At 37.0% G+C, this 19776-nt stretch carries 17 protein-coding genes; 16 read left to right on the top strand and 1 reads right to left on the bottom strand.

Features of this window, described 5'->3' with window-relative positions; genetic code table 11:
- Positions 1-29 precede the first annotated feature (29 nt).
- From KAH19_RS10350 to KAH19_RS10335, 4 genes are all read left to right on the top strand, one after another.
- Entirely contained in the window at positions 30-1133 is a 1104-nt protein-coding gene (locus KAH19_RS10350) for an adenosylcobinamide amidohydrolase (RefSeq protein ID WP_210684524.1), read from the top strand.
- Between the two features lie 93 nt (positions 1134-1226).
- Positions 1227-1541, top strand: a complete 315-nt coding sequence (locus KAH19_RS10345; RefSeq protein ID WP_040565031.1) for a hypothetical protein — start codon at positions 1227-1229, stop codon at positions 1539-1541.
- Between the two features lie 419 nt (positions 1542-1960).
- Complete coding sequence (locus KAH19_RS10340; RefSeq protein WP_210684523.1) at positions 1961-2719, top strand: hypothetical protein; 759 nt, start codon at positions 1961-1963, stop codon at positions 2717-2719.
- A 204-nt stretch (positions 2720-2923) separates the two neighbouring features.
- Entirely contained in the window at positions 2924-3562 is a 639-nt protein-coding gene (locus KAH19_RS10335) for a recombinase family protein (RefSeq protein ID WP_246869366.1), read from the top strand.
- Between the two features lie 37 nt (positions 3563-3599).
- On the opposite strand, the gene KAH19_RS10330 is transcribed toward KAH19_RS10335, so the two are convergent.
- Positions 3600-3923 carry a hypothetical protein gene (locus KAH19_RS10330; RefSeq protein ID WP_210684522.1) on the bottom strand — a complete coding sequence of 108 codons (324 nt, stop codon included), beginning with the start codon at positions 3921-3923 and terminating at the stop codon, positions 3600-3602.
- 182 nt (positions 3924-4105) lie between these two features.
- Between KAH19_RS10330 and KAH19_RS10325 the strand changes: the two genes are divergently transcribed.
- The 12 genes from KAH19_RS10325 (at position 4106) to ffh (ending at position 19723) form a co-directional block, all read left to right on the top strand.
- Positions 4106-5830, top strand: a complete 1725-nt coding sequence (locus tag KAH19_RS10325; RefSeq protein ID WP_210684521.1) for a phosphoadenosine phosphosulfate reductase family protein — start codon at positions 4106-4108, stop codon at positions 5828-5830.
- Between the two features lie 16 nt (positions 5831-5846).
- Complete coding sequence (locus KAH19_RS10320; protein ID WP_368501797.1) at positions 5847-6749, top strand: DUF4007 family protein; 903 nt, start codon at positions 5847-5849, stop codon at positions 6747-6749.
- A complete protein-coding gene (locus KAH19_RS10315) occupies positions 6749-10369 on the top strand; it encodes a hypothetical protein (RefSeq protein ID WP_210684519.1) in 3621 nt (1206 codons plus the stop codon). The genes KAH19_RS10320 and KAH19_RS10315 overlap by 1 nt, the downstream gene beginning before the upstream one ends.
- Positions 10370-10381: 12 nt before the next feature.
- Complete coding sequence (locus KAH19_RS10310; protein ID WP_210684518.1) at positions 10382-11527, top strand: aminotransferase class V-fold PLP-dependent enzyme; 1146 nt, start codon at positions 10382-10384, stop codon at positions 11525-11527.
- A gap of 14 nt (positions 11528-11541) precedes the next feature.
- Positions 11542-13656, top strand: a complete 2115-nt coding sequence (locus tag KAH19_RS10305) for a DEAD/DEAH box helicase family protein (RefSeq protein WP_210684517.1) — start codon at positions 11542-11544, stop codon at positions 13654-13656.
- A 14-nt stretch (positions 13657-13670) separates the two neighbouring features.
- Positions 13671-13829 (top strand): hypothetical protein, encoded by a 159-nt coding sequence (locus KAH19_RS10300; protein WP_210684516.1) that lies wholly within the window; start codon positions 13671-13673, stop codon positions 13827-13829.
- Entirely contained in the window at positions 13820-15814 is a 1995-nt protein-coding gene (locus tag KAH19_RS10295) for an AAA family ATPase (RefSeq protein WP_210684515.1), read from the top strand. The genes KAH19_RS10300 and KAH19_RS10295 overlap by 10 nt, the downstream gene beginning before the upstream one ends.
- Position 15815: 1 nt before the next feature.
- Complete coding sequence (locus tag KAH19_RS10290) at positions 15816-16367, top strand: hypothetical protein (protein ID WP_210684514.1); 552 nt, start codon at positions 15816-15818, stop codon at positions 16365-16367.
- A gap of 34 nt (positions 16368-16401) precedes the next feature.
- Positions 16402-17229 carry a PC4/YdbC family ssDNA-binding protein gene (locus KAH19_RS10285; protein ID WP_210684513.1) on the top strand — a complete coding sequence of 276 codons (828 nt, stop codon included), beginning with the start codon at positions 16402-16404 and terminating at the stop codon, positions 17227-17229.
- 140 nt (positions 17230-17369) lie between these two features.
- Positions 17370-17924: a GDSL-type esterase/lipase family protein gene (locus KAH19_RS10280; protein WP_210684512.1), complete on the top strand. Its 555-nt coding sequence runs from the start codon at positions 17370-17372 to the stop codon at positions 17922-17924.
- A 93-nt stretch (positions 17925-18017) separates the two neighbouring features.
- A complete protein-coding gene (gene ylxM / locus KAH19_RS10275) occupies positions 18018-18371 on the top strand; it encodes a YlxM family DNA-binding protein (protein ID WP_210684511.1) in 354 nt (117 codons plus the stop codon).
- A gap of 5 nt (positions 18372-18376) precedes the next feature.
- On the top strand, positions 18377-19723 hold the full coding sequence (ffh, locus tag KAH19_RS10270; RefSeq protein ID WP_009145931.1) for a signal recognition particle protein: 1347 nt from the start codon (positions 18377-18379) through the stop codon (positions 19721-19723).
- The last annotated feature ends 53 nt before the right edge of the window (positions 19724-19776 follow it).

The raw sequence follows: 19776 nt of genomic DNA, 5'->3' as shown, positions 1-19776 counted from the left end.
ATAACAATAAAAATCAAAGGAGGCTGATTATGTCGGAACATTTATGTACCTTGTCGACAGGAGATAAGGTTTATTTTTACGATAAAAGCATCGTTATTTTTTTTGAAGGAGCACGTAAAATCTTAAGCACATCGCTTTATAACGGCGGCTACCATGATGATTACGTCGCCGTATATAATTATGATGCCAAGCAGGGAGCAGGTATGCCCTGCGAAATGCTGGCGGACACCTATGTGGAGCACATGCGCCTTGTATCCAAGCGCCTGGCGCTGGACCCGGACAAGGTGAGCGGCATGGGCACAGCGGCCAGCATGGAAAACGCCGTGGTAGAAACTATGAGCTTTAAGGAGCTTACCGTGACAGCCATCGTAACCGGCGGCATTGAAACAAACGGCGGGCGCGCAGGTGACCCTGCGGATTACTACAAGCCGCAGCCCAAGCCGGTGAAGTACGGCACCATCAACATTATGCTGCTGTTGGACTGCGATATGCCGGAAGGAGTAATGGCGCGCGCTCTGGTGACCTGTACCGAGGCCAAGACAGCCGCTATTCAAGAGCTGCTGGAGGGCAGCAAATATTCCAACGGTATTGCTACAGGTTCCGGCACGGACCAGACAATTATCATCGCCAACAGTGCGAGCGAGCTGTACATGGAGGGAGCAGGCAAGCACTCCAAGTTGGGCGAGCTTATCGGCAAAACCGTGAAGAACGCAGTTAAAAAAGCGCTGGCCAAGCAATCCGGCCTCACTCCCGCAAAACAGCATGACGTGTTCCGCCGCCTCAAACGCTTTGACATCAAGCCGGGCGATATGTGGCAGGCATACAGCGTACAGGATGCTGCGGTAGTAAAGCCGGAATATCTGCTGGCAGCCGAAAAGCTGGCTAAGGAAGATATAATGCTGGTATATACTTCGCTCTATGCGCACCTGCTGGACCAGCATTTGTGGGAGCTTATCAGCGCTAAAGAAATGCAGTTGGCAGGGCAGAAGCTGCTGCAGGCTATTGCAGAACAATATAATGTTGAAGCTGAGATTATAAATGAGGGCACTTTGGCTTCTATGCTGGCCTCCTGGCAGCAGCAGTTTAACAAAATTATCACCCAACGCTTGCATCAGACTGCAAAAGAGAGCTAGTTTCAGGTGAGAAAAATATAAATATGCACTTGACCTTATAGCGGCAATATAGTGTATATTATGGTTGTAATCAAAGGAAGCGAGGTGAATAATATGCATCCGAAATTTGAAATTCCGACTGATCCGCACGGCAAGCATCGTTATGAAAGCGCTATGAAGCACGTAGAGGCTGCTAAAAAGGCAGGTAAATCCAGCGATGAAATCCATGCTATCTTCAAAAAGGTAATGGAGTTCAACCCGATGGACATTGAGTCCATTCCGCAGGATGAAGCACATGCTAAGTATCGCACTGCCATGGTGCATATGAAAAAAGCACTGGAAAGCGGCAAGAGCGCAGACGAAGCGCATGAGGTTTTCCGCAAAATCATGAATGGCGAGACCAGCGGTCACTGCCACCACAGCAAATAAGGCTGAAAGCAAAAGCATCGTAGGCTATTGAGGTAGCTTACGATGCTTTTTTGTATACAAAAAAGGCGCCTGCCGAAAGCTCGACAGGCGCCACTGGTACGCATGACCAGGCATAAGCTCCGCAAAATTGCGGCTACTCATGCAACTAAGATAATTATAGCATAGGCAAAGAATAAAAACAATAGTTCGATAAAAGAAAGTGATGTTGCGTAAAATAATTTATAAAAATTTTATAAAAGCAAGTCAAGATAGACAGATATTGTCCAATTTATATGGTAAGATTATATTAAAGCAGAAGTCAAAAAGCTTCGGCAACGCGAGAAGTTCGCAAAAATGGCTTTTGTTTTACCCCGATATCTGTAATGCCGGGTGTGATGGTATTCAAGATATCCCAATTATTGAAGGGAAGGTGTTTGAAAATGAGAACAACAGGAAAATTTGCGGCAGCAATCCTCAGCGCAATTATGATGGCTAATGGCTTGAGCCTGCCGATGGCTTATGCTGCGCCGTCAAGCAGCTATGTAAATGTGGATGAAAAGTACGACCCGTTTGCAGAAGAAGAAATGCCTGCTAAGGAGGCAGATCCTTCGAAGCTGACTTTTAAGGAAAGACTTGTGCTGCAGAAAAAAGAGGAGCAGGCCGCTGCTCAAAAGGTAACAATTGCCAATGTTTTGCCGGGACATATTTATATCCCTAAAAAAACTATGCTTAACGTTGAGCTTATCGAGCCTGCAAACTCTAAAACTCATAAGAAAAATCAGCAGGTGGAGTTCAAGACTACCGAAAACCTGATAATCAACGGTGTTGTAGTTATTCCTAAAGGTACTATCGGCATGGGTTATGTATATGAAGTGCAAAAGGCAGGCGGCTTCGGCAGAAAGGGTGTACTGCGTATTGCAGGCAAGGAAATCAAGACATTGAACAATGTAAGCGTTCCGTTGAGAAAAGGCCTCGAAGGCAAGGGCAAAACAGATGGCGGTGCTGTTGCTGTTGCTGCTGCGGTCAGCCTGGTTGGCGGTCTTTTTATGAAGGGCAGCAATATCAACTATCCGGCCGGTACTGATTTTCAGGTAGAGGTTAGGGATAATGTGGATTTGGGTGTAACTCCGGAGGAGCTGAAGGATGCTATGAATCCTAATATTCCGCATGGTCAGGAAATCGTTATTGAAGTTAAATAAGGTATCTGAGTGAATTAAGGTTTAACCTTTCGTGTTTTGGCGAATCTGCGCAGGCTGTGTGCTTGCGCAGATTTTTTGTATATAAAAAAGCCGTGCGTGGGAGCGCATGACGGGGGAAGAATACAAAACTTTATTGCTTGCTATAAATTGTATTTGAATATAGTATATAGTCTCCTAAGGGATTGTACCATAGGAGACTATTTTATGAAAGAAGTGATTGTTTTTATGAAAACAGAAGCCGTTAATGAGCCAAAGTTATATGGATATGCTAGAGTGTCCACATTTCAACAGAAGGAGGATAGGCAGATTATTGCATTAAAATCAATAGGAGTGCTTGATAAAAATATTTATGTTGATAAACAGACAGGAAAAGATTTTAATCGTCCTCAGTATAAAAAGCTTCTAAGAAAATTAGATGCATCAAGTGTTTTGGTTATCAAATCTTTAGATAGACTTGGAAGAAATTATCATGAATTAAGTGAACAATGGCGTATAATAACTAAGGAAAAAAGGTCGGATATTGTAGTTATTGATGTACCTTTATTAGATACAAGACGTGAGAAAAATCTTTTAGGAACATTGATTAGTGATTTAATATTAAGTTTATTAAGCTATTGTTCTGATAATGAGTATAGAATTATACATCAAAGACAAGCAGAAGGTATTGCTGCAGCAAAAGCTAAGGGAATAAAATTTGGGCGTCCGCCTAAACCTTTGCCGGAGAATTTCCATGTTATTGTTACTCTTTGGAGCAAAAAACTTATTTCAACTAAAAAGGCAGCTGAATTATGCGGTATGCCAACATCTAGTTTTAGGTATAAAGCTAAGAATTATAAGATATAAAAAAGTATCAGTCACCTACTAGGTTGGCTGATACTTTTTACATATACTTATCGTTAAATTCTTTAAAAATACGACTAAATACTTCCGGCGATGTCTTGTATAGATGATAGGTTTCATAAAAGAGCTTACTTGCTGAAGAAAAGCCGTGCTTACCATCTGTAACTATATATGTTATACAACCAAGTTGCATAGAAAGACCGTTAATGTTACGGAATTTATCATCCGTTTGAATACCTAATATAACTGCTCTTTTTTTGTATGCAGCTGATAGTTTTTTTAAATCATTTTTTGAAGTTAAGCCATTGAAATAAAAATAGAACAAGGCGACAGCTTCTTCAACGGACCAGTTTATTTTAATCATTTAAAAATCCTCGATATGGCAAAAAAGTATAGGTTTTTAACTTGCTTTGAGTAAGCATAAACCTATTTATATTTTACTACATCAGCTAAATTCACGCAATCAGGCATAAAGTATTTTTGATTTTATCTCACATTGGCAATATGACAAAAACCTATACTTTTTGGTTGTTGTCGAGGATTAATATGTGGTGTATAAATTGTCAAATAGAGACAAATAATGATGTATGTCCTGTTTGTAAACAAAAAACAATAGAAGATGTTCCAACTGATGTTTTGTGGTGTCATGAATGCAAAATTCCTGTTCAACAAACTGTTAATCAGTCAGACTACAAAATTTGTCCAATTTGTCATTCTAAAATGAAGCATTTATCTACTGATTTACGACCGGTGTTTCCGGAAGAAAGATTACTAGTAGAGCTTTTAATCGGGAAAAAACCGTATGAATGGATACAAAAATCAGTGTGGGCATCTAACAGCCGATATTATGTTGATGGCAAATCTATACCTGTTGCTAGTAAAGTTTTTCAAGCAGCTGATGCTGATGATTTGATAAAAAAACTTGCTGAGTATCAGGAAGGCAATACATATCAGTATTTTGATATGTATATAACGAAATTTGTACAAGCAAATAAAAATAGATTAAATTGGCTTAAGGATGAAGCTTTTTCTTTTATTAAGAATACAGCAAGCAAGTTTGAAGAAGAACAAATAGTGCTATCTTTTTCAGGCGGAAAAGATTCGACTGTGACGGCAGATATAGTTATTAAAGCTTTGAGTAATCCCAGCTTAGTGCATATTTTCGGCGATACTACTTTAGAATTTCCTTTGACTATTGAGTATGCACATAGATATAGGGAAAACAATCCGCAAGCTATTTTTCAAATAGCGAAAAATAGCGAGCAAATTTTTTATGATGTATGTTCAGATATAGGTCCTCCGGCTCGTATGATGCGTTGGTGCTGCTCTATGTTTAAAACAGGTCCGATTACGCGTGTTTTGAATAACTTATATCGTAATCAACAGATATTGACTTTTTATGGCATCAGAAAGGCGGAATCTGTAAGCCGTAGTAAATATAATAGAGTTGAAGGTAATTCAGAATCTGTAAAGATTCAAAAGCAAACAGTGGCTTCACCAATATTCTTTTGGAGAGATATTGACGTTTGGCTTTATATGTTAGCAGAAAAAATTGATTTTAATGATGCTTATAGACTAGGTTATGATCGAGTAGGCTGTTGGTGCTGTCCTAATAACAATCAGCGCGCTCAATTTTTGTCAAGAATTTATATGCCAGAACAATCTAAGAAATGGCGTGATTTTCTTATAGAGTTTGCTAAAAAAATCGGGAAACCGGATCCGGAAGTTTATGTTGATACAGGCAAATGGAAAGCAAGACAGGGCGGTAATGGTCTTCCTGCGGCAAATGATGTTAAAATAAAATTTACAAATTGTACGTCCGAAGAACATGCCAAAATATATAAATTAGTTCGCCAGTTTGATGATGAATTAGTTAATCTCTTCACTCCTTTTGGTAGAGTAGCTCCTGAACTGGGGCAAAAGTTATTACATGAGGTTTTAATTGTAGATATTAGAACTAATGTACCAATATTATCTATTCAGCCTTTTGGTAATAGTGAATTTGATTACGCTGTTAAAGTAAGAACAATGAACGTAGCTTCTCATGACGATTTACAACGCATGGTAAGCTATCAAATAAAAAAATTTAATGCTTGTCGTAAATGTCTTAAATGTGAATCATTATGTAAAGCAGGCGCCATTTCCATTATAGGTGATGAGTATTATATCAATCCTGATAAATGTGTGCATTGTAAAATGTGTGTTACGCCTAAGTATCTTGATGGTGGATGCATGATGGAAAAATATTTACGTACACTAAGCAAGAAATAGGAGTATCTAAATGTCAATGAAGTTTCGTGCCCATGAAACATTCTTTATCAGAAAAGGCTGGTTAAGCAAGGGAATGAAGAATGTAATAAATAAACCGAATGTTTTTGTAGATAAACTAAATAATCCAATGGATGCTTTGGGTATCGGAGCTAATATGGTAAAGTCCTTGCGTTATTGGCTGCAAGTAACAGGTCTTACTGCAGAAGGAAAAGGGAAGGTTAGAGAGCAGCACTTAACGGATTTAGGTGCTTGCATCTATGAACATGACAGGTATTTAGAGGAACTTGGCACATTGTATCTGGTGCAGTATAAATTGGCTACAAATCAAGAAAACGCAACTGCATGGTACTATTTCTTCAATCATTTCAATATGACTGAATTCAGCAAAGAAGATTTTATTCTGCAATTGCAAAAATATATAGCGGAAAAAGACGATGCAGATAATAAAGGACATGCGGTAAGATCCCTAGAGGATGATTTTAATTGTATTATCAATACATATTTGCCTAGGTATAAATCTAATCCTTTAAAAGTAAGTGCAGAGAATAATATTGATTGTCCTCTGGGTGAACTGGGATTAGTAGACCTTGTTACAAGAAAATCTTATAGAAAAGCAATGCCAGGCAGTAAAACAATTAACCCATGGATTGCACTTGCTGTAATTTCTGAACAAAGCAAGGGCAGAAAAGAAGTAGCTTTAAATAGTTTGTTAGTTGATGAATGTAGCATTGGTAAAGTATTCAACCTTGATTCTTTAGGACTTCTTGATGTTTTGAGAGCAATTGAAAAATTAGGAGAAATAAAGGTTATTAGGACAGCTGGTTTGGATGTGGTTCAATTCCATAATCAGCGTAATTTTATGGAATGTGTAGAGCGTTATTATGCAAATATTAATGATTGGGCTGGGAGTGAAGACTAATGAGAAATATGATAGAAGTCGCTACAGGTTTTCAATATTCAGTTAATATTGGTTTTGACCTGAATAGTGACGAGAAACTGAAAAACTTTATACCAACCCAGTCAGCATTAAAGTTGTTGGAAGAAATTATTTTAAGTACAAATCTTAATTCTACGGATAGAGCGAGAGTTTTAATTGGTGCTTATGGTAAAGGCAAGTCACATATTATATTGACTATATTGGCCATGTTAATGAAAAAGGACTTGTCTCTTTTTGAAAAGTTACTACTCAAGCTTAAAGAAAATGATAAGCTATATCAGGCTGTCTTGAACTATTACAAGAGTAATAATAAGATTTTGCCGGTAGTAATTACAGGCAGTAACACGAGCATACCGCAAGCATTTTTATTAGCTTTACAGAGAACATTGGCAATGAACAATATGCTTGATGTTATGCCGGAAACGAACTACCAGGCTGCTTGCCGTGTAATCGAAAGATGGAAAACTGAATATCCTTTAACATACAAGGAGTTCCAAAAGAAGATAGAGCTTCCGATAGCTGAATTTATTAGTGAATTAGAAGACTTTAATATTATTGCATATGAAAAATTTGAGAAAATATATCCTTCTCTGACTGCCGGAAGTGAATTTAATCCGTTTTTAGGCTTTGATGTTATTGACTTGTATGAGGCTGCGGTAAAAGGTATTAAGAGCAGAGGATATACAGGAATTTATGTTGTCTATGATGAGTTTAGCAAATTTTTAGAAGCAAATATTTCTGAAGCATCTGTAAGCGATACCAAAATGTTGCAGGACTTTGCTGAAAAATGCAATCGTAGTGGGGAATTACAATTGCATTTGATGCTTATCTCTCATAAAGAGATTGCCAATTACATAGATAAGCTGCCTAAACAAAAAGTAGATGGTTGGAGAGGCGTATCTGAAAGATTTACGCATATTCATCTTAATAATAATTTTACGCAGACTTATGAAATTATAGCCGCTGTGATAAACAAGAAATTAGACCAGTGGCAGCTTTTCTGTGCGCAAAATAAAGGTTATTTTGATAATACATTTCAGGTATATGAAAATCATAATATTTTTATGGATATGGATAAAATTGAGATTCGAAAAACTATCTACGATTGTTATCCGTTGCACCCGATATCGACTTTTGTATTGCCAAGATTATCAGAACGTGTAGCGCAAAACGAAAGAACTCTTTTTACATTTTTGTCTGCAAAAGGAGTAAGTACACTTGCTACGTATCTTGATAATGTTGATCAGAGTAAATTTGCGTTAATAACACCGGATTATATTTATGATTACTTTGAGCCTTTGTTTAAAAAAGAGGTTTATTCCGGGGATTTACATGATAAATATATTCTTACAACAGCTATTTTAGATGCATTAGAAAAAAATTCGCTGGAATGCAAGATAGTAAAAACTATTTCTTTGATTTATATTTTGGAGCAGTTTGAAAGATTGCAACCAACAAAGGCGGAAATTTTTAATATCTATAATAATGAATTTGGTGAGGAAAAAGTTAGCCATGCTTTGACTAATTTGATGGAAAAAGAACTTGTAATCTATCAAAAGCAAAGCAATGGCTTTTTGCGCTTAAAACGCAGTTCTGGTGTCGATGTTCAAGATAAGATTAATGATTTTATGGCTGTTAATGCTAACCGGGTTTCTACAAAAGAAATTTTAAATCAGTCAAATTTTGATAATTACGTATATCCATCTCGTTATAATGACGAGAAAGAAATGATTCGTTATTTTGCATTTGAATTTATCGAAGCTAGTGAAGTACGGGAAAATATTGATTGGCAGGTAAAGAGTGAAAATAGCGAGGCAGATGGTGTAATTTATGCAATAATTCCCGAAGAAAACAAATCTATAGATGTTATAAAAGATATAGTCTTGCAGACTAGCAAGGGAATTGATCAGTGCGTATTTGTTCTGCCTAAGAAATATCAGGAAATAAAAATGATTGCCCAGCAGTTTTATGCTGTTTCAAAGCTGAAAGAGGCTGCAGAGGGTAATTCAATATTGTTTGATGAATATGAGGTTATCTATGAAGATTTACGTGATGTAATTCTTGATTTTATAAATTCATATACTCATCCTAATAATTACAAATCTGTTTATATACATAATGGTAATGTAGAGCATATTACAAGAAAAGCAGTACTTACAGAATTGTTGTCAAATATTTGTTATAGAATTTTTCCTAATACTCCTGTTATCAATAATGAGGCAATTAACAAGAAAAATATTACATCTATCGCTAAAAATAGCAGAGATAAAGTTATAGCAGCATTACTACGTAATGATATTGAGGAAAATTTAGGATTTTCCGGTAGCGGTCAGGAAGTATCGATCATGCGTAGTACATTACTTAATAAGGGTATTTTGTGCGAAGGCTTTATGGGTACATCCGTTCTTAATATGGAGCCTGAGGATATCCATATGGCAGAAGTTTTGGCAACAATAAAAGCTGTTATTTTTGAGGCAAGAACTTTAGGCCCGATACCATTTAGAGAGATTTATCGTAGATTAACTGATGCAGAATATCATATCGGGTTAAGAGATGGTGTTATTCCGATTTATGTAGCTGTAGTATTCCATGAGTTAAAACAGCAAATTGTCATCCAAGATAGTTATGGACAAGTGTCGTTGAATGCGGATGTAATGCAGCAGATGCTTTCAGATCCTGGTAATTATTATATTTCGTACTTTGATTGGGATATCAATAAAGCTTTATTTGTGGAGAAATTGGCAATTGTATTTTCTGACTATGTTATTGAAACTGAGAAGTTGAATGATGCATATGGCTATGTTGCTTCTGCCATGAAGCGTTGGTATTTAGGTTTGCCAAAATATACGAGGGAATCAAAGAAAACAATTGATGGTGTAAAGATAGATAGTAAGCAAATAGCATTTTTGAGGCAGTTAAAACAGGGGAATGGCAGTCAAGAATTGTTATTTGAAAAGATTCCTGAGGTATTTGGTTATAAGGAGTTTAATTCCGATATTTGTAAAGACATAGCCGCTTATAAAAAGAATATTGATGCTTATATTGATGTTCTTAAAGTAATGTTAGCAGAGCAGCTAAAAGAAATATTTGCTATACAGGAGAATAAGCTTAGTTTAAAAGCTATGTCATTAGCATCTGTAATTAAGGATTGGTGCGAACAGTTAGATCAAAAAGTTTTTGAGCAACTGTTCGGCAACGGAACAGAAAAATGCCTTGCTTTATTTAAAACAGTAACTAATGATGATCAGGCTACCATTGTACGAATTGCTAAGTTAGCTACAGGCTTGCGTATTGAGGATTGGGATGATCATACAATCAAAATATTTATGGAAGCTCTTAAAGAATATAAAGCTACTGCAGAAGCGTTTGCAAGCAAGACTGACGATGCTGTAGAAAATACTGCGACAACAAGTAGTTATGAGCTTTCATATATTGACGAAACAGGCAATGCTGTGACAAAACGCTTTGAAAAAGTTGAGTTTAGCAAACGTGCTAAGTTGTTGATGAATATGATTACAGCTGATGTAGAATCTATGGGAACATCTATTTCTGATCAGGAAAAACGACAGATTATGATGGAGATACTACAAAAGTTGTGCTAAGGATGTGAAAAAATGGCTTATTTTGATAATGCAGCTACTACATTTCCAAAACCTGATAGCGTATATGAATTCATGAGTGAATTCTATAAGAATAGCGGAGCTAATGCAGGCAGGGGTAATTATAGTATGGCTAAAAGTGCAGGAGCTTTGCTAAAAGATACTCGTAAACGTATTCAAGAGTTATTTCATTGCCCTGCAAAGCAGGTAGTATTTACGCCTACTGCGACTATTGCTCTTAATATAATTATTCAAGGACTGATAAAGAAAGGAATGAAAAATATCTATATTAGTCCCTTTGAACATAATGCAGTCACAAGAACTTTACATTATTATGAGCAAGCAGGTGCAATAAAGGTAGTTCAATTGCATGTTCAGAAGGATTTAAGGTATGATTTGCTTCGTATCCGTTATCAGTTTGATGAAGTAAAGCCTGATGCAGTCATTGTTAGTCATGCAAGCAATGTCATTGGACTTATTGCTCCGGTAGAAGAAATTTTCGCAATAGCCAAGGATTATGATGCTGTTACTGTTGCTGATATGTCTCAAACTGCCGGTTTAGTTGATACTAATGTAGGCTTAAATACTTTTGATTTTGCTGTTTTTGCCGGACATAAAACAATGTATGGTCCTACCGGGATTTCCGGATTTGTTATGAAGCCGGAGATTGTTTTAGAGCCAGTTATTTTTGGTGGTACCGGTTTTGAATCTGCTAATCAGAATATGCCTAACAGCTTGCCAGAGCGTTATGAGATGGGGACGAGTAATATTGTTGGGCTTGCCGGTCTGAACGCTGCTTTAAAATGGCTTGATGAGCAAGGAAAAGATAATGTATGGAAAAAAGAAGTTGAGCACAGGCAAAGACTCTTAAGTATCATAGAGCAATATGATTTCTTAAAGGTTGTCGGCAATAATGACCAGCAAAAATTTGTTGGCATTGTATCTTGTGTTATGAATGGAATAAGCAGTGACAGTGCTGGCGGAATTTTTGATAGGTATGGTATTTCAGTGCGTACCGGTCTGCAATGTGCGCCTTTAGCACATCAATTTTTAGGGACATATCCTGCCGGGACAATCCGATTTAGTGTAGGGTATTTTACCAGTGATGAAGATTTTACTGCGCTGGAGAGGGCGCTGGAAGAGATAGAAGATTGCTTATAATGGGGTGATTATTCATGAGCTTGAAAGACTTAAATTTAAAAAGAGAATATAGAAGTTGTATAGATGATATAGCAAAGAAATTTTATATTCCGGTTTTGAGCGAGGGTAATCAATATGATAGAGCAGTTGGCTTTTTTTCCTCATCAATTTTTTCACAAATATATAAAGGTATTAATTCATTAATAAAAAATGGCGGACGAGTAAGGATTATTGCATCTCCTAATTTATCAGAAAAAGACATAGTGGCTATAAGAGAAGGTTATGCTAAACGCGATGAAATCATAAAAAATTCATTATTAAGGGAATTAAAGAAGCCTATTAACGCTTATGAAGAAGAGCAGTTGAATTACATGGCTAATTTGATAGCCGATGGGTATTTAGATATAAGAATAGCATTTGTGGAAAATGATATAGGTTTTGGTATATATCATGAAAAAGTTGGTATTGTGCATGACAGTTCCGATAATATAGTGGTGTTTACTGGTTCTCCCAATGAAAGTGCGACAGCAATAGTAGATAATTATGAAACAATGGATGTGTATGTTAGTTGGGCAGAAGGCTCTGAAAAAGATCGTATAACTGATAAATTAAATGCGTTTGAGGCAATTTGGAATGATATAGAGCCTAGAATAAAGACTTTGGAATTTAAAAATGTAACAGATGAATTTGTAAAAAGATATAAAACAAAAAGTGTTGATTATCATGGTTATACAGAAATCGATAGTGGTATTGAAGTAAAAGAAAAGGCTTTTTTTAGAATACCGGAAAATATAGAACTGCATGAATATCAAATAAAGGCTATTGACAATTGGTTTACTTCACAGAACTGTGGTATTTTTGATATGGCTACCGGTACAGGAAAAACATATACTGCCTTAGGTGCATTATCTTCTTTATCAAAAGCTTTAAATGATGATTTAGCTGTCATAATCGTAGTTCCGTATCAACATTTAGTGGAGCAGTGGGTTGAAGATATTAATAATTTTAATGTAGAACCTATAAAAGCCTATTCTTATTCAGGAAATAAATGGCGAAAGGAATTTCAAGAAGCATTAAATTTATATAATAGAGGTATTGTAAAGAACTTTTGTGTTGTAGCTACAATTGCAACTTTTATATCTGATGATTTTCAAAAGTTAATTAACGGGTTTACAAGAAATTTTTGCTTTGTAGCTGATGAGGCTCATAATTTTGGTGCTCAAAAAACAAGAAATATCTTACCCTTAAAAGCAAGATATAGAATAGGTTTATCTGCGACTATCGAACGTTATGGAGATGAAGATGGAACAGAAGCGTTACGTAAATTTTTTGGTAAAACAAGTATTAAATTTACGCTTAAAGATGCTATTATAAATGGTTTTCTGACCAAGTATTATTACAAACCGGTAATTAATTATTTATCACAAGATGAATATGATGAATATGAAGAACTTACTAAAAAAGTCACAAAGTTAGGTAAAAGTAGTCATGAAGAATTTGAAAACAGTGACTATCTGAAAATGTTATTAATCAAACGGGCTAGAATTATATCTGGGTGTAAAGACAAAATAAAAAATATAGCACAATTGATGGAAGAACATAAAAAGGAAAATTATATGCTTGTTTATTGTGGAACTAATAAGTATGAGTCTTCTATAACGGATTGCGAATCGGATATTAAACAGATAGAACTTATAACAAAAAGAATTAGCGATATAGGTTTGCGTGTTAGAAAATTTACATCGTTTGAGGATATAAATGAACGCGAAGAGATCAAGGCAATGTTCTCAACAGGATTTCAAATACAAGTTATTACAGCAATAAAGTGTCTTGATGAAGGTGTAAATATACCTAATATAAGAAAAGCATTTATATTAGCTAGTAGTACTAATCCTAAGGAATACGTCCAACGTAGAGGTAGAGTGCTAAGAAAGGCTCCAGGTAAGAAATTTGCCGAAATCTTTGATTTCATAACTCTTCCGAGAAAGTTAAATGAGGTGAAATATATAGATAGTTCAACAAAAAAATGTGATATGACGCTTATAAAAAAAGAAATCGATAGAATGAGAGAATTTGCTGAAGCTGCAGAGAATACTAATGCTGTCGATGATTTAATTGAATCTATTTATCAAGCATATGGAATTTTATAAAGGATGGTATGGAAATGTCTGAACAAGAATTAAAAGAAGAAGCATTGAAGCGCATGATTAATAGAATTTATATATTAGAGCGTGATAATGCTAAAACACGTTCTAATAGCGATAACAAGATGAAAGAATTAATAAAACAGATTATTATTGAGGAGGCTAACAAATGTTATTGAAGCGCATAAAATATCATAATTTCAGACCATTTATAGGTGATCAGGAAATATTGTTAGATGTTGTTGATGAGGATAAGAATGTAGTTGTCCTCTTAGGTGACAATACGCATGGCAAATCAACTTTTGTTCTTTCGTTTGTATGGTGCTTGTATGGCGAAAGCAGATTTAATGAAAAAGATAGCATTTTAAATGCAAGAGTTGCTAGAGAATTAAAAACAGGAGAAACTGATACTGCATTTGTTGAAATAGAATTTGAAGATGATAGTACTCAATATACTATCAGACGTACTCAGCGCTTTGAGAAATTAGCTGATGGAAACATTAAAAATGGAATAGATGAAGCAGAAATGACACGTACAGATAAAGATGGTGTAATTCGGCGTGTACAGAAGTCAGATATTTCATCTATAGTAAAAACGATCCTTCCTATGGATTTATCATCTTATTTTTTCTTTGAAGGTGAAAAAGATAATGAGATAAATAAAGCAGAGTTAGGGGATGCTGTAAGAACACTGTTAGGATTAACTGCATTTGGTAATATGAAATTTCATATATATGGACCGCATACTGCAAGAAATTATTACAGCAACAGCGTTATGGGAATGTTTGAAAGAATGCAAGCTGGACTTAGTAGTGGTGAAGTAGATAGGATTCTTGCTAAAAAAAATGACTTGGAGAATAAATTGTCCGAATATCAGAAAGAGAAAGATATTTGTGAAGTAAATATTAATGATTATATGCAAAAAAAAGATTGCATAGAAGAAAAGCTTAGGCAAGCAGAACCGTCGAAACAATTACAAAAAAACAGAGATGAGCTAGAAAAGTTTATACAAAAGGCAAGTAAAGATTTACAGAAATTCCAATCTAAATTAGTTGATAGCTTTGGTAAAAAGTCAATGCATTTATTTATAAAACCTTTATTAGAACCGGCAATGGCTAGAATGGAAGCAATGGATGTAGTTGACAAAGGTATTCGTGGCATAGATGCACAAGCGTTAGATGAATTACTTGCTCGTAAAAAATGTCTTTGCGGTACAGAGCTAAGAGAAGGGAGTATGGCATATAAAGAACTAATGAAATACTATGATATTCTCCCTCCAAAGGCAGTAGGAACACTTATTACTGAATTAGAAGATAGTATGGCTGAAAGTTCTCAAAATTGTACCGACTTTATAAAGGAGATTGATGATAATTATGAAGATATACTTGAATTAAGAAATAGAATTAATGAATATGAAAAAGAAGTAGCTGAAATTTCGAAACAGTTGGCTGAAATGGAAGAATGTGATATAGCTACATTGGAGGAGACTAAACGTAATTATGCAAGAAATATTAGAGATTTAACTGAAAAAAAAGAGACGGTTATTGCTAATATTAGTGCGGTAGAGAGTGATATAACTAATATAAATAAAAAATTTAATGACTCTAAAGATAAAAGTGAGAAATCAGCGAAGTACCGTTTGTACTTTAAATATGCAGAGGAAATATATAATTGGCTTAATCGTGAATATGGCAAAAGTGAAAAAGATATGTTGAAACGTCTTAATAAAAATGTATCACATATATTCAATGAAATGTATAACGGAAAGCGTCAGGTTTCTATAGATGAAAACTATAAGTTCATAATGACATATGATGGAGGGAAAGTGGATACTACAGGTGGTTTGCGTGCAATACAGTACTTTTCATATGTAGGTGGTCTGGTAAAACTTGCTCATGATGTGATGAATGAACGAAATAAAACGCTGGCGAAACTTGGCGAACAGTATCCGCTTGTTCTTGATGCTGCTTTTTCACATGCAGATGAGAAGCATACTAAAAACATTTCAAAAGAGTTAGCAAAATGCACATCACAACTTATATTTGCTTTAATGTATAAAGATTGGAGATATGCGAAAGAAGGTATTGATACTAAAGTGGCTCGTGTTTATCATTTTGAAAAAATTGATGAAACGGAAGTACATATTGTCGAGGAAGGCGCATAGTATGAATTATATTATTGAGAAAAGTAATAATGGTTTATTTGAAAATGAAATAGAGTTACGTGGAATTTATGCCAAGAAATTGAAGGAGCTTAAAGAAGACATAGGACTTTTTAATACAATTAGAGAGGGATATGTTTTAAGTATATTGATAGGATATTTAAACAATGTAACTATTCATGATACTGATGAATTTAGAGATAGGGAAGTTTCTATTTTTGCAAATGACTTGAATTCCAGGAAAAAAGACTTAAAATTCATATACAGAATAATTTTGTTAGCTCAGGAAATCCCTGGTATGAGTGTAGAGGATTATATGAACAGAACGTTTAGAGATGATACGGATCCTAATCGTAGGGAACAACTGAAAGCTAATATGAATATTATTAATGAATATGCGGTAAAAGGCATAGAACTGTTGTACAATAAGTTTTCTAATTGTCATGATAAACAGATTCTTTGTGATCAGCTTTATGAATTTGTTAATAGCTTTGCTATAGATATAGGAGAAAAGAAAGAAGAACAATTAATAGATTTTCATCCGGATTTTGATTAATATATAATTAAAAAATATCATGGGAGTGAGCGGTATGAGTAATATTCTTGATGGATTGACTATTGATGATGTAATTAACAATAATAAAGATGATGAGATTAATATTGAGACATTAGATGATACGAAAGTTGAGTTAATGCAGAAAAAAATAGATGATGGAAGTATATTTGAATTAACATTAAAAGAGATTTTTTCATATTTAGATTTATCTTATGTAGATAAACGAGATAAAAAAGGTGCTTTATGGGTAATTGGAGATAACTCCTTAAATGACTTGATGCAATTGTTTGAGAAACATGGATTTAAATTTATTTTTTCCTCAAAGGGTGGAAGAGCATCAAAGAACATGCCTGCGTGGTTCACAACAGCAAAAGGAGACAGATTATCACCTGATGGAACAACGGAGCAGAATTACGAGATTATAAAAAACTACGGGTACATATCTGATAATACTCGTCCTATATGTATAAACTATATGCGATGGTATAATAACCCGCCGGCATTTGATATTCGTGAATGGAATAACACTTCTTGCGAAAAACCCGGGAAGGGAATTGTGCTAAATAAAGAAGAAATTCTTAAACTGCGTGATGTATTACGAGAAGATACAATATTTTCAAAAGATGAGTTGTTGCAAGTTATTGATTTGGGAAATGCTAGCATTGATGACTATGGACTTGTTACTGTGTTGAATAATAAGGGTAATTGGTCAACAGAAGCACGTGTCATTGATTGGGGATATAAAAAAGGATTAGATATTCGAAAATGGGATCATAAACATACGAAGTGTGGCAAAGGAGTAAATTTAAAACAGAGTGAATTAGAAAAGCTGATTGCTATTTTGGAGTCGATAGAATTATAGACCTGTTCAATGGAAAAATGTTAATCTAGAAGTGTGATTTTCGATATTAGGCAAGTATAAACACATCAACTTCTACCGTAACAGCCTTTACTATTATGCTATAATAATATGTAGAAAAAACAACGTAAGGAGCGATTATCATGAAATACGTTGCCTGTTACGGCGATTCTCTGGTGCAGGGCTTTCCCTTTGGCCCACGCTATTCCTGGACCGCTCAGGTGGAAAAGCTGACGCAGATTAAAATGCTCAATTATGGTGTCTGCGGTGACTGCTGCGACGATATCATCTACCGCATGCGCCAGTACGCGCTGCCGGAATATGTGCATCACATTATCTTCCTTGGCGGTGCCAACGACATTCTGCAGGGACGTCATCTGGAGGGCATTAGCCGCGATTACAGGCGTGTGCTGGAGTGGTGCGAGGAAAAGCACTACAGCCTGTGCATCGTGCTGCCGTTTATCAGCACGGAGCAGGCGCTCAACCGTCAGCTGCTGAACCTGCGGCAGGAGGCAGAGCATATCTGTGGCGGCAAGGCCTTCCTGCTGGATTTGCAGCCTGCCATCGGCATGGACGCAGGGGCACGCTTCAAGGCCTACGTTGACGGCATTCATCCCAAATCCCAGACGTATGAGGCGATGGGAAGCTACGCAGCGCCGCTGATTTGGAAGTGGCTGAAGGACGAAAAAGAGGCTTAGAAAAATTTTTGAAGGTGACAAGTAAAAATACTTGACAAGCATCGCTTTATGCTTTATACTTACATAGTCGACTAAATTTCGAGAGGGATAAATATGTCAGCAGAAGAAATTTTTGCGCAGCGTATGCGCTTAGGCAGGCTCTTTGATATTTACGGCGGACTTCTGACAGCTAAGCAGAAGCAATGCCTGGGACTGTATTTCTATGACGACTTGTCTCTGAGTGAGATTTCGGAGGAGCTGGGCGTTTCGCGTCAGGCTGTCCACGACCTGCTCAAGCGTGTTGAGCAGCTGCTAGAACGATATGAAGCATCACTGAAGGTGCTGAGCCGCGAGGAGGAGCTGCATGCTAAGCTGCAGCAGGCAATAGATTTGCTGGCAACTTCGGATGAGGCAAAAAAAGACGAGGCCGTGCAAATGCTGAAAGAGCTTTGCAGTGAAGGTAGGTAGATAGAATGGCATTTGAAAGTTTATCTGAAAGATTACAAAATGCATTAAAGATGTTCCGCGGCAACGGCAAGCTGACTGAGGAAGATTTAAAGGCTCCTATGCGCGAAGTGCGTATGGCGCTTTTGGAGGCCGACGTTAACTTCAAGGTTGTTAAGGACTTTGTAGCCAAGGTTAAAGAGCGTGCTGTTGGTGAAGCGATTGGCGAAGGCCTGAATCCGCATCAGCAGATTATCAAGATTGTAAATGAAGAGTTGATTGAGCTTTTGGGCGGTACCCAAAGCAAGCTCACTGTTGCTCCCAAACCGCCGACAGTTATCATGCTGGTTGGTCTGCAGGGCGCAGGTAAAACCACTACCGCCGGCAAGCTGGCCAACTACCTGAAACGTAAGCACAAAAAACCGCTGCTGGTTGCAGGCGACGTTTACCGTCCTGCTGCTATTACCCAGCTGCAGGTTTTGGGCGAGCAGCTGAATGTGCCGGTATTTACTCTGGGCGACAAGGTTTCTCCTGTAGAAATTGCCCAAAAGGCCATGGAAAAGGCGCATAGCCTGGCATGCGATACGGTAATCATCGATACCGCAGGCCGCTTACATATAAATGAAGAGCTGATGGAGGAGCTGCGCAACATTAAGGGCGCTGTTCATCCTCAGGAAATTCTGCTGGTTGTAGATGCTATGACCGGTCAGGACGCAGTAACTGTTGCTGAAAGCTTTGATAAGGAATTGGGTATTGACGGCCTGATTGTTACCAAGCTCGATGGCGATGCCCGCGGTGGTGCGGTGCTTTCCGTAAAGGCTGTTACCGGCAAGCCGGTTAAGCTGATCGGCTTGGGCGAAAAGCTGGATGCTCTGGAGCCCTTCCATCCGGATCGTATGGCTTCCCGTATTCTGGGCATGGGCGATATCCTGACTCTGGTAGAAAAAATCCAGTCTACAACTGACCTCGCCAAGGCTCTGGAGATGGAGAAGAAGCTGCGCAAGGACGAATTCACCTTAGAGCAGTTCCTGGACCAGATGCAGCAGGTTAAAAAGCTGGGTTCTCTGGAAACCATCTTAGGCTTAATCCCCGGCATGGGCGGCATCAGCCAGAAGCTGAAGGAAGCTAATGTGGACGAAAAGGAATTCGACCGCATTGAAGCAATCATCCGCTCCATGACCAAGAAGGAAAGACAAAAACCCGAAATCATCAACGGCAGCCGTCGTAAACGTATCGCTGCAGGCTGCGGCATGCGTGTACAGGATGTCAACAAGCTTCTGAAGAACTTCGAAGAAAGCAAGAAGATGATGAAGCGTATGCAGGGTATGGCAAAGTTTGCTTCCAAGGGCGGCTTCAAGCTGCCGTTTGGCAGATAATAAATGAAAAGTTCCATGTTGTGAGATATTAATTTAAGGAGGTGAAAATCAAC

The organism is Phascolarctobacterium sp. Marseille-Q4147 (genome assembly GCF_017968825.1).
In the GTDB taxonomy this organism is placed as follows: domain Bacteria; phylum Bacillota; class Negativicutes; order Acidaminococcales; family Acidaminococcaceae; genus Phascolarctobacterium_A.
This window is presented reverse-complemented; position numbering and strand designations above follow the sequence as displayed.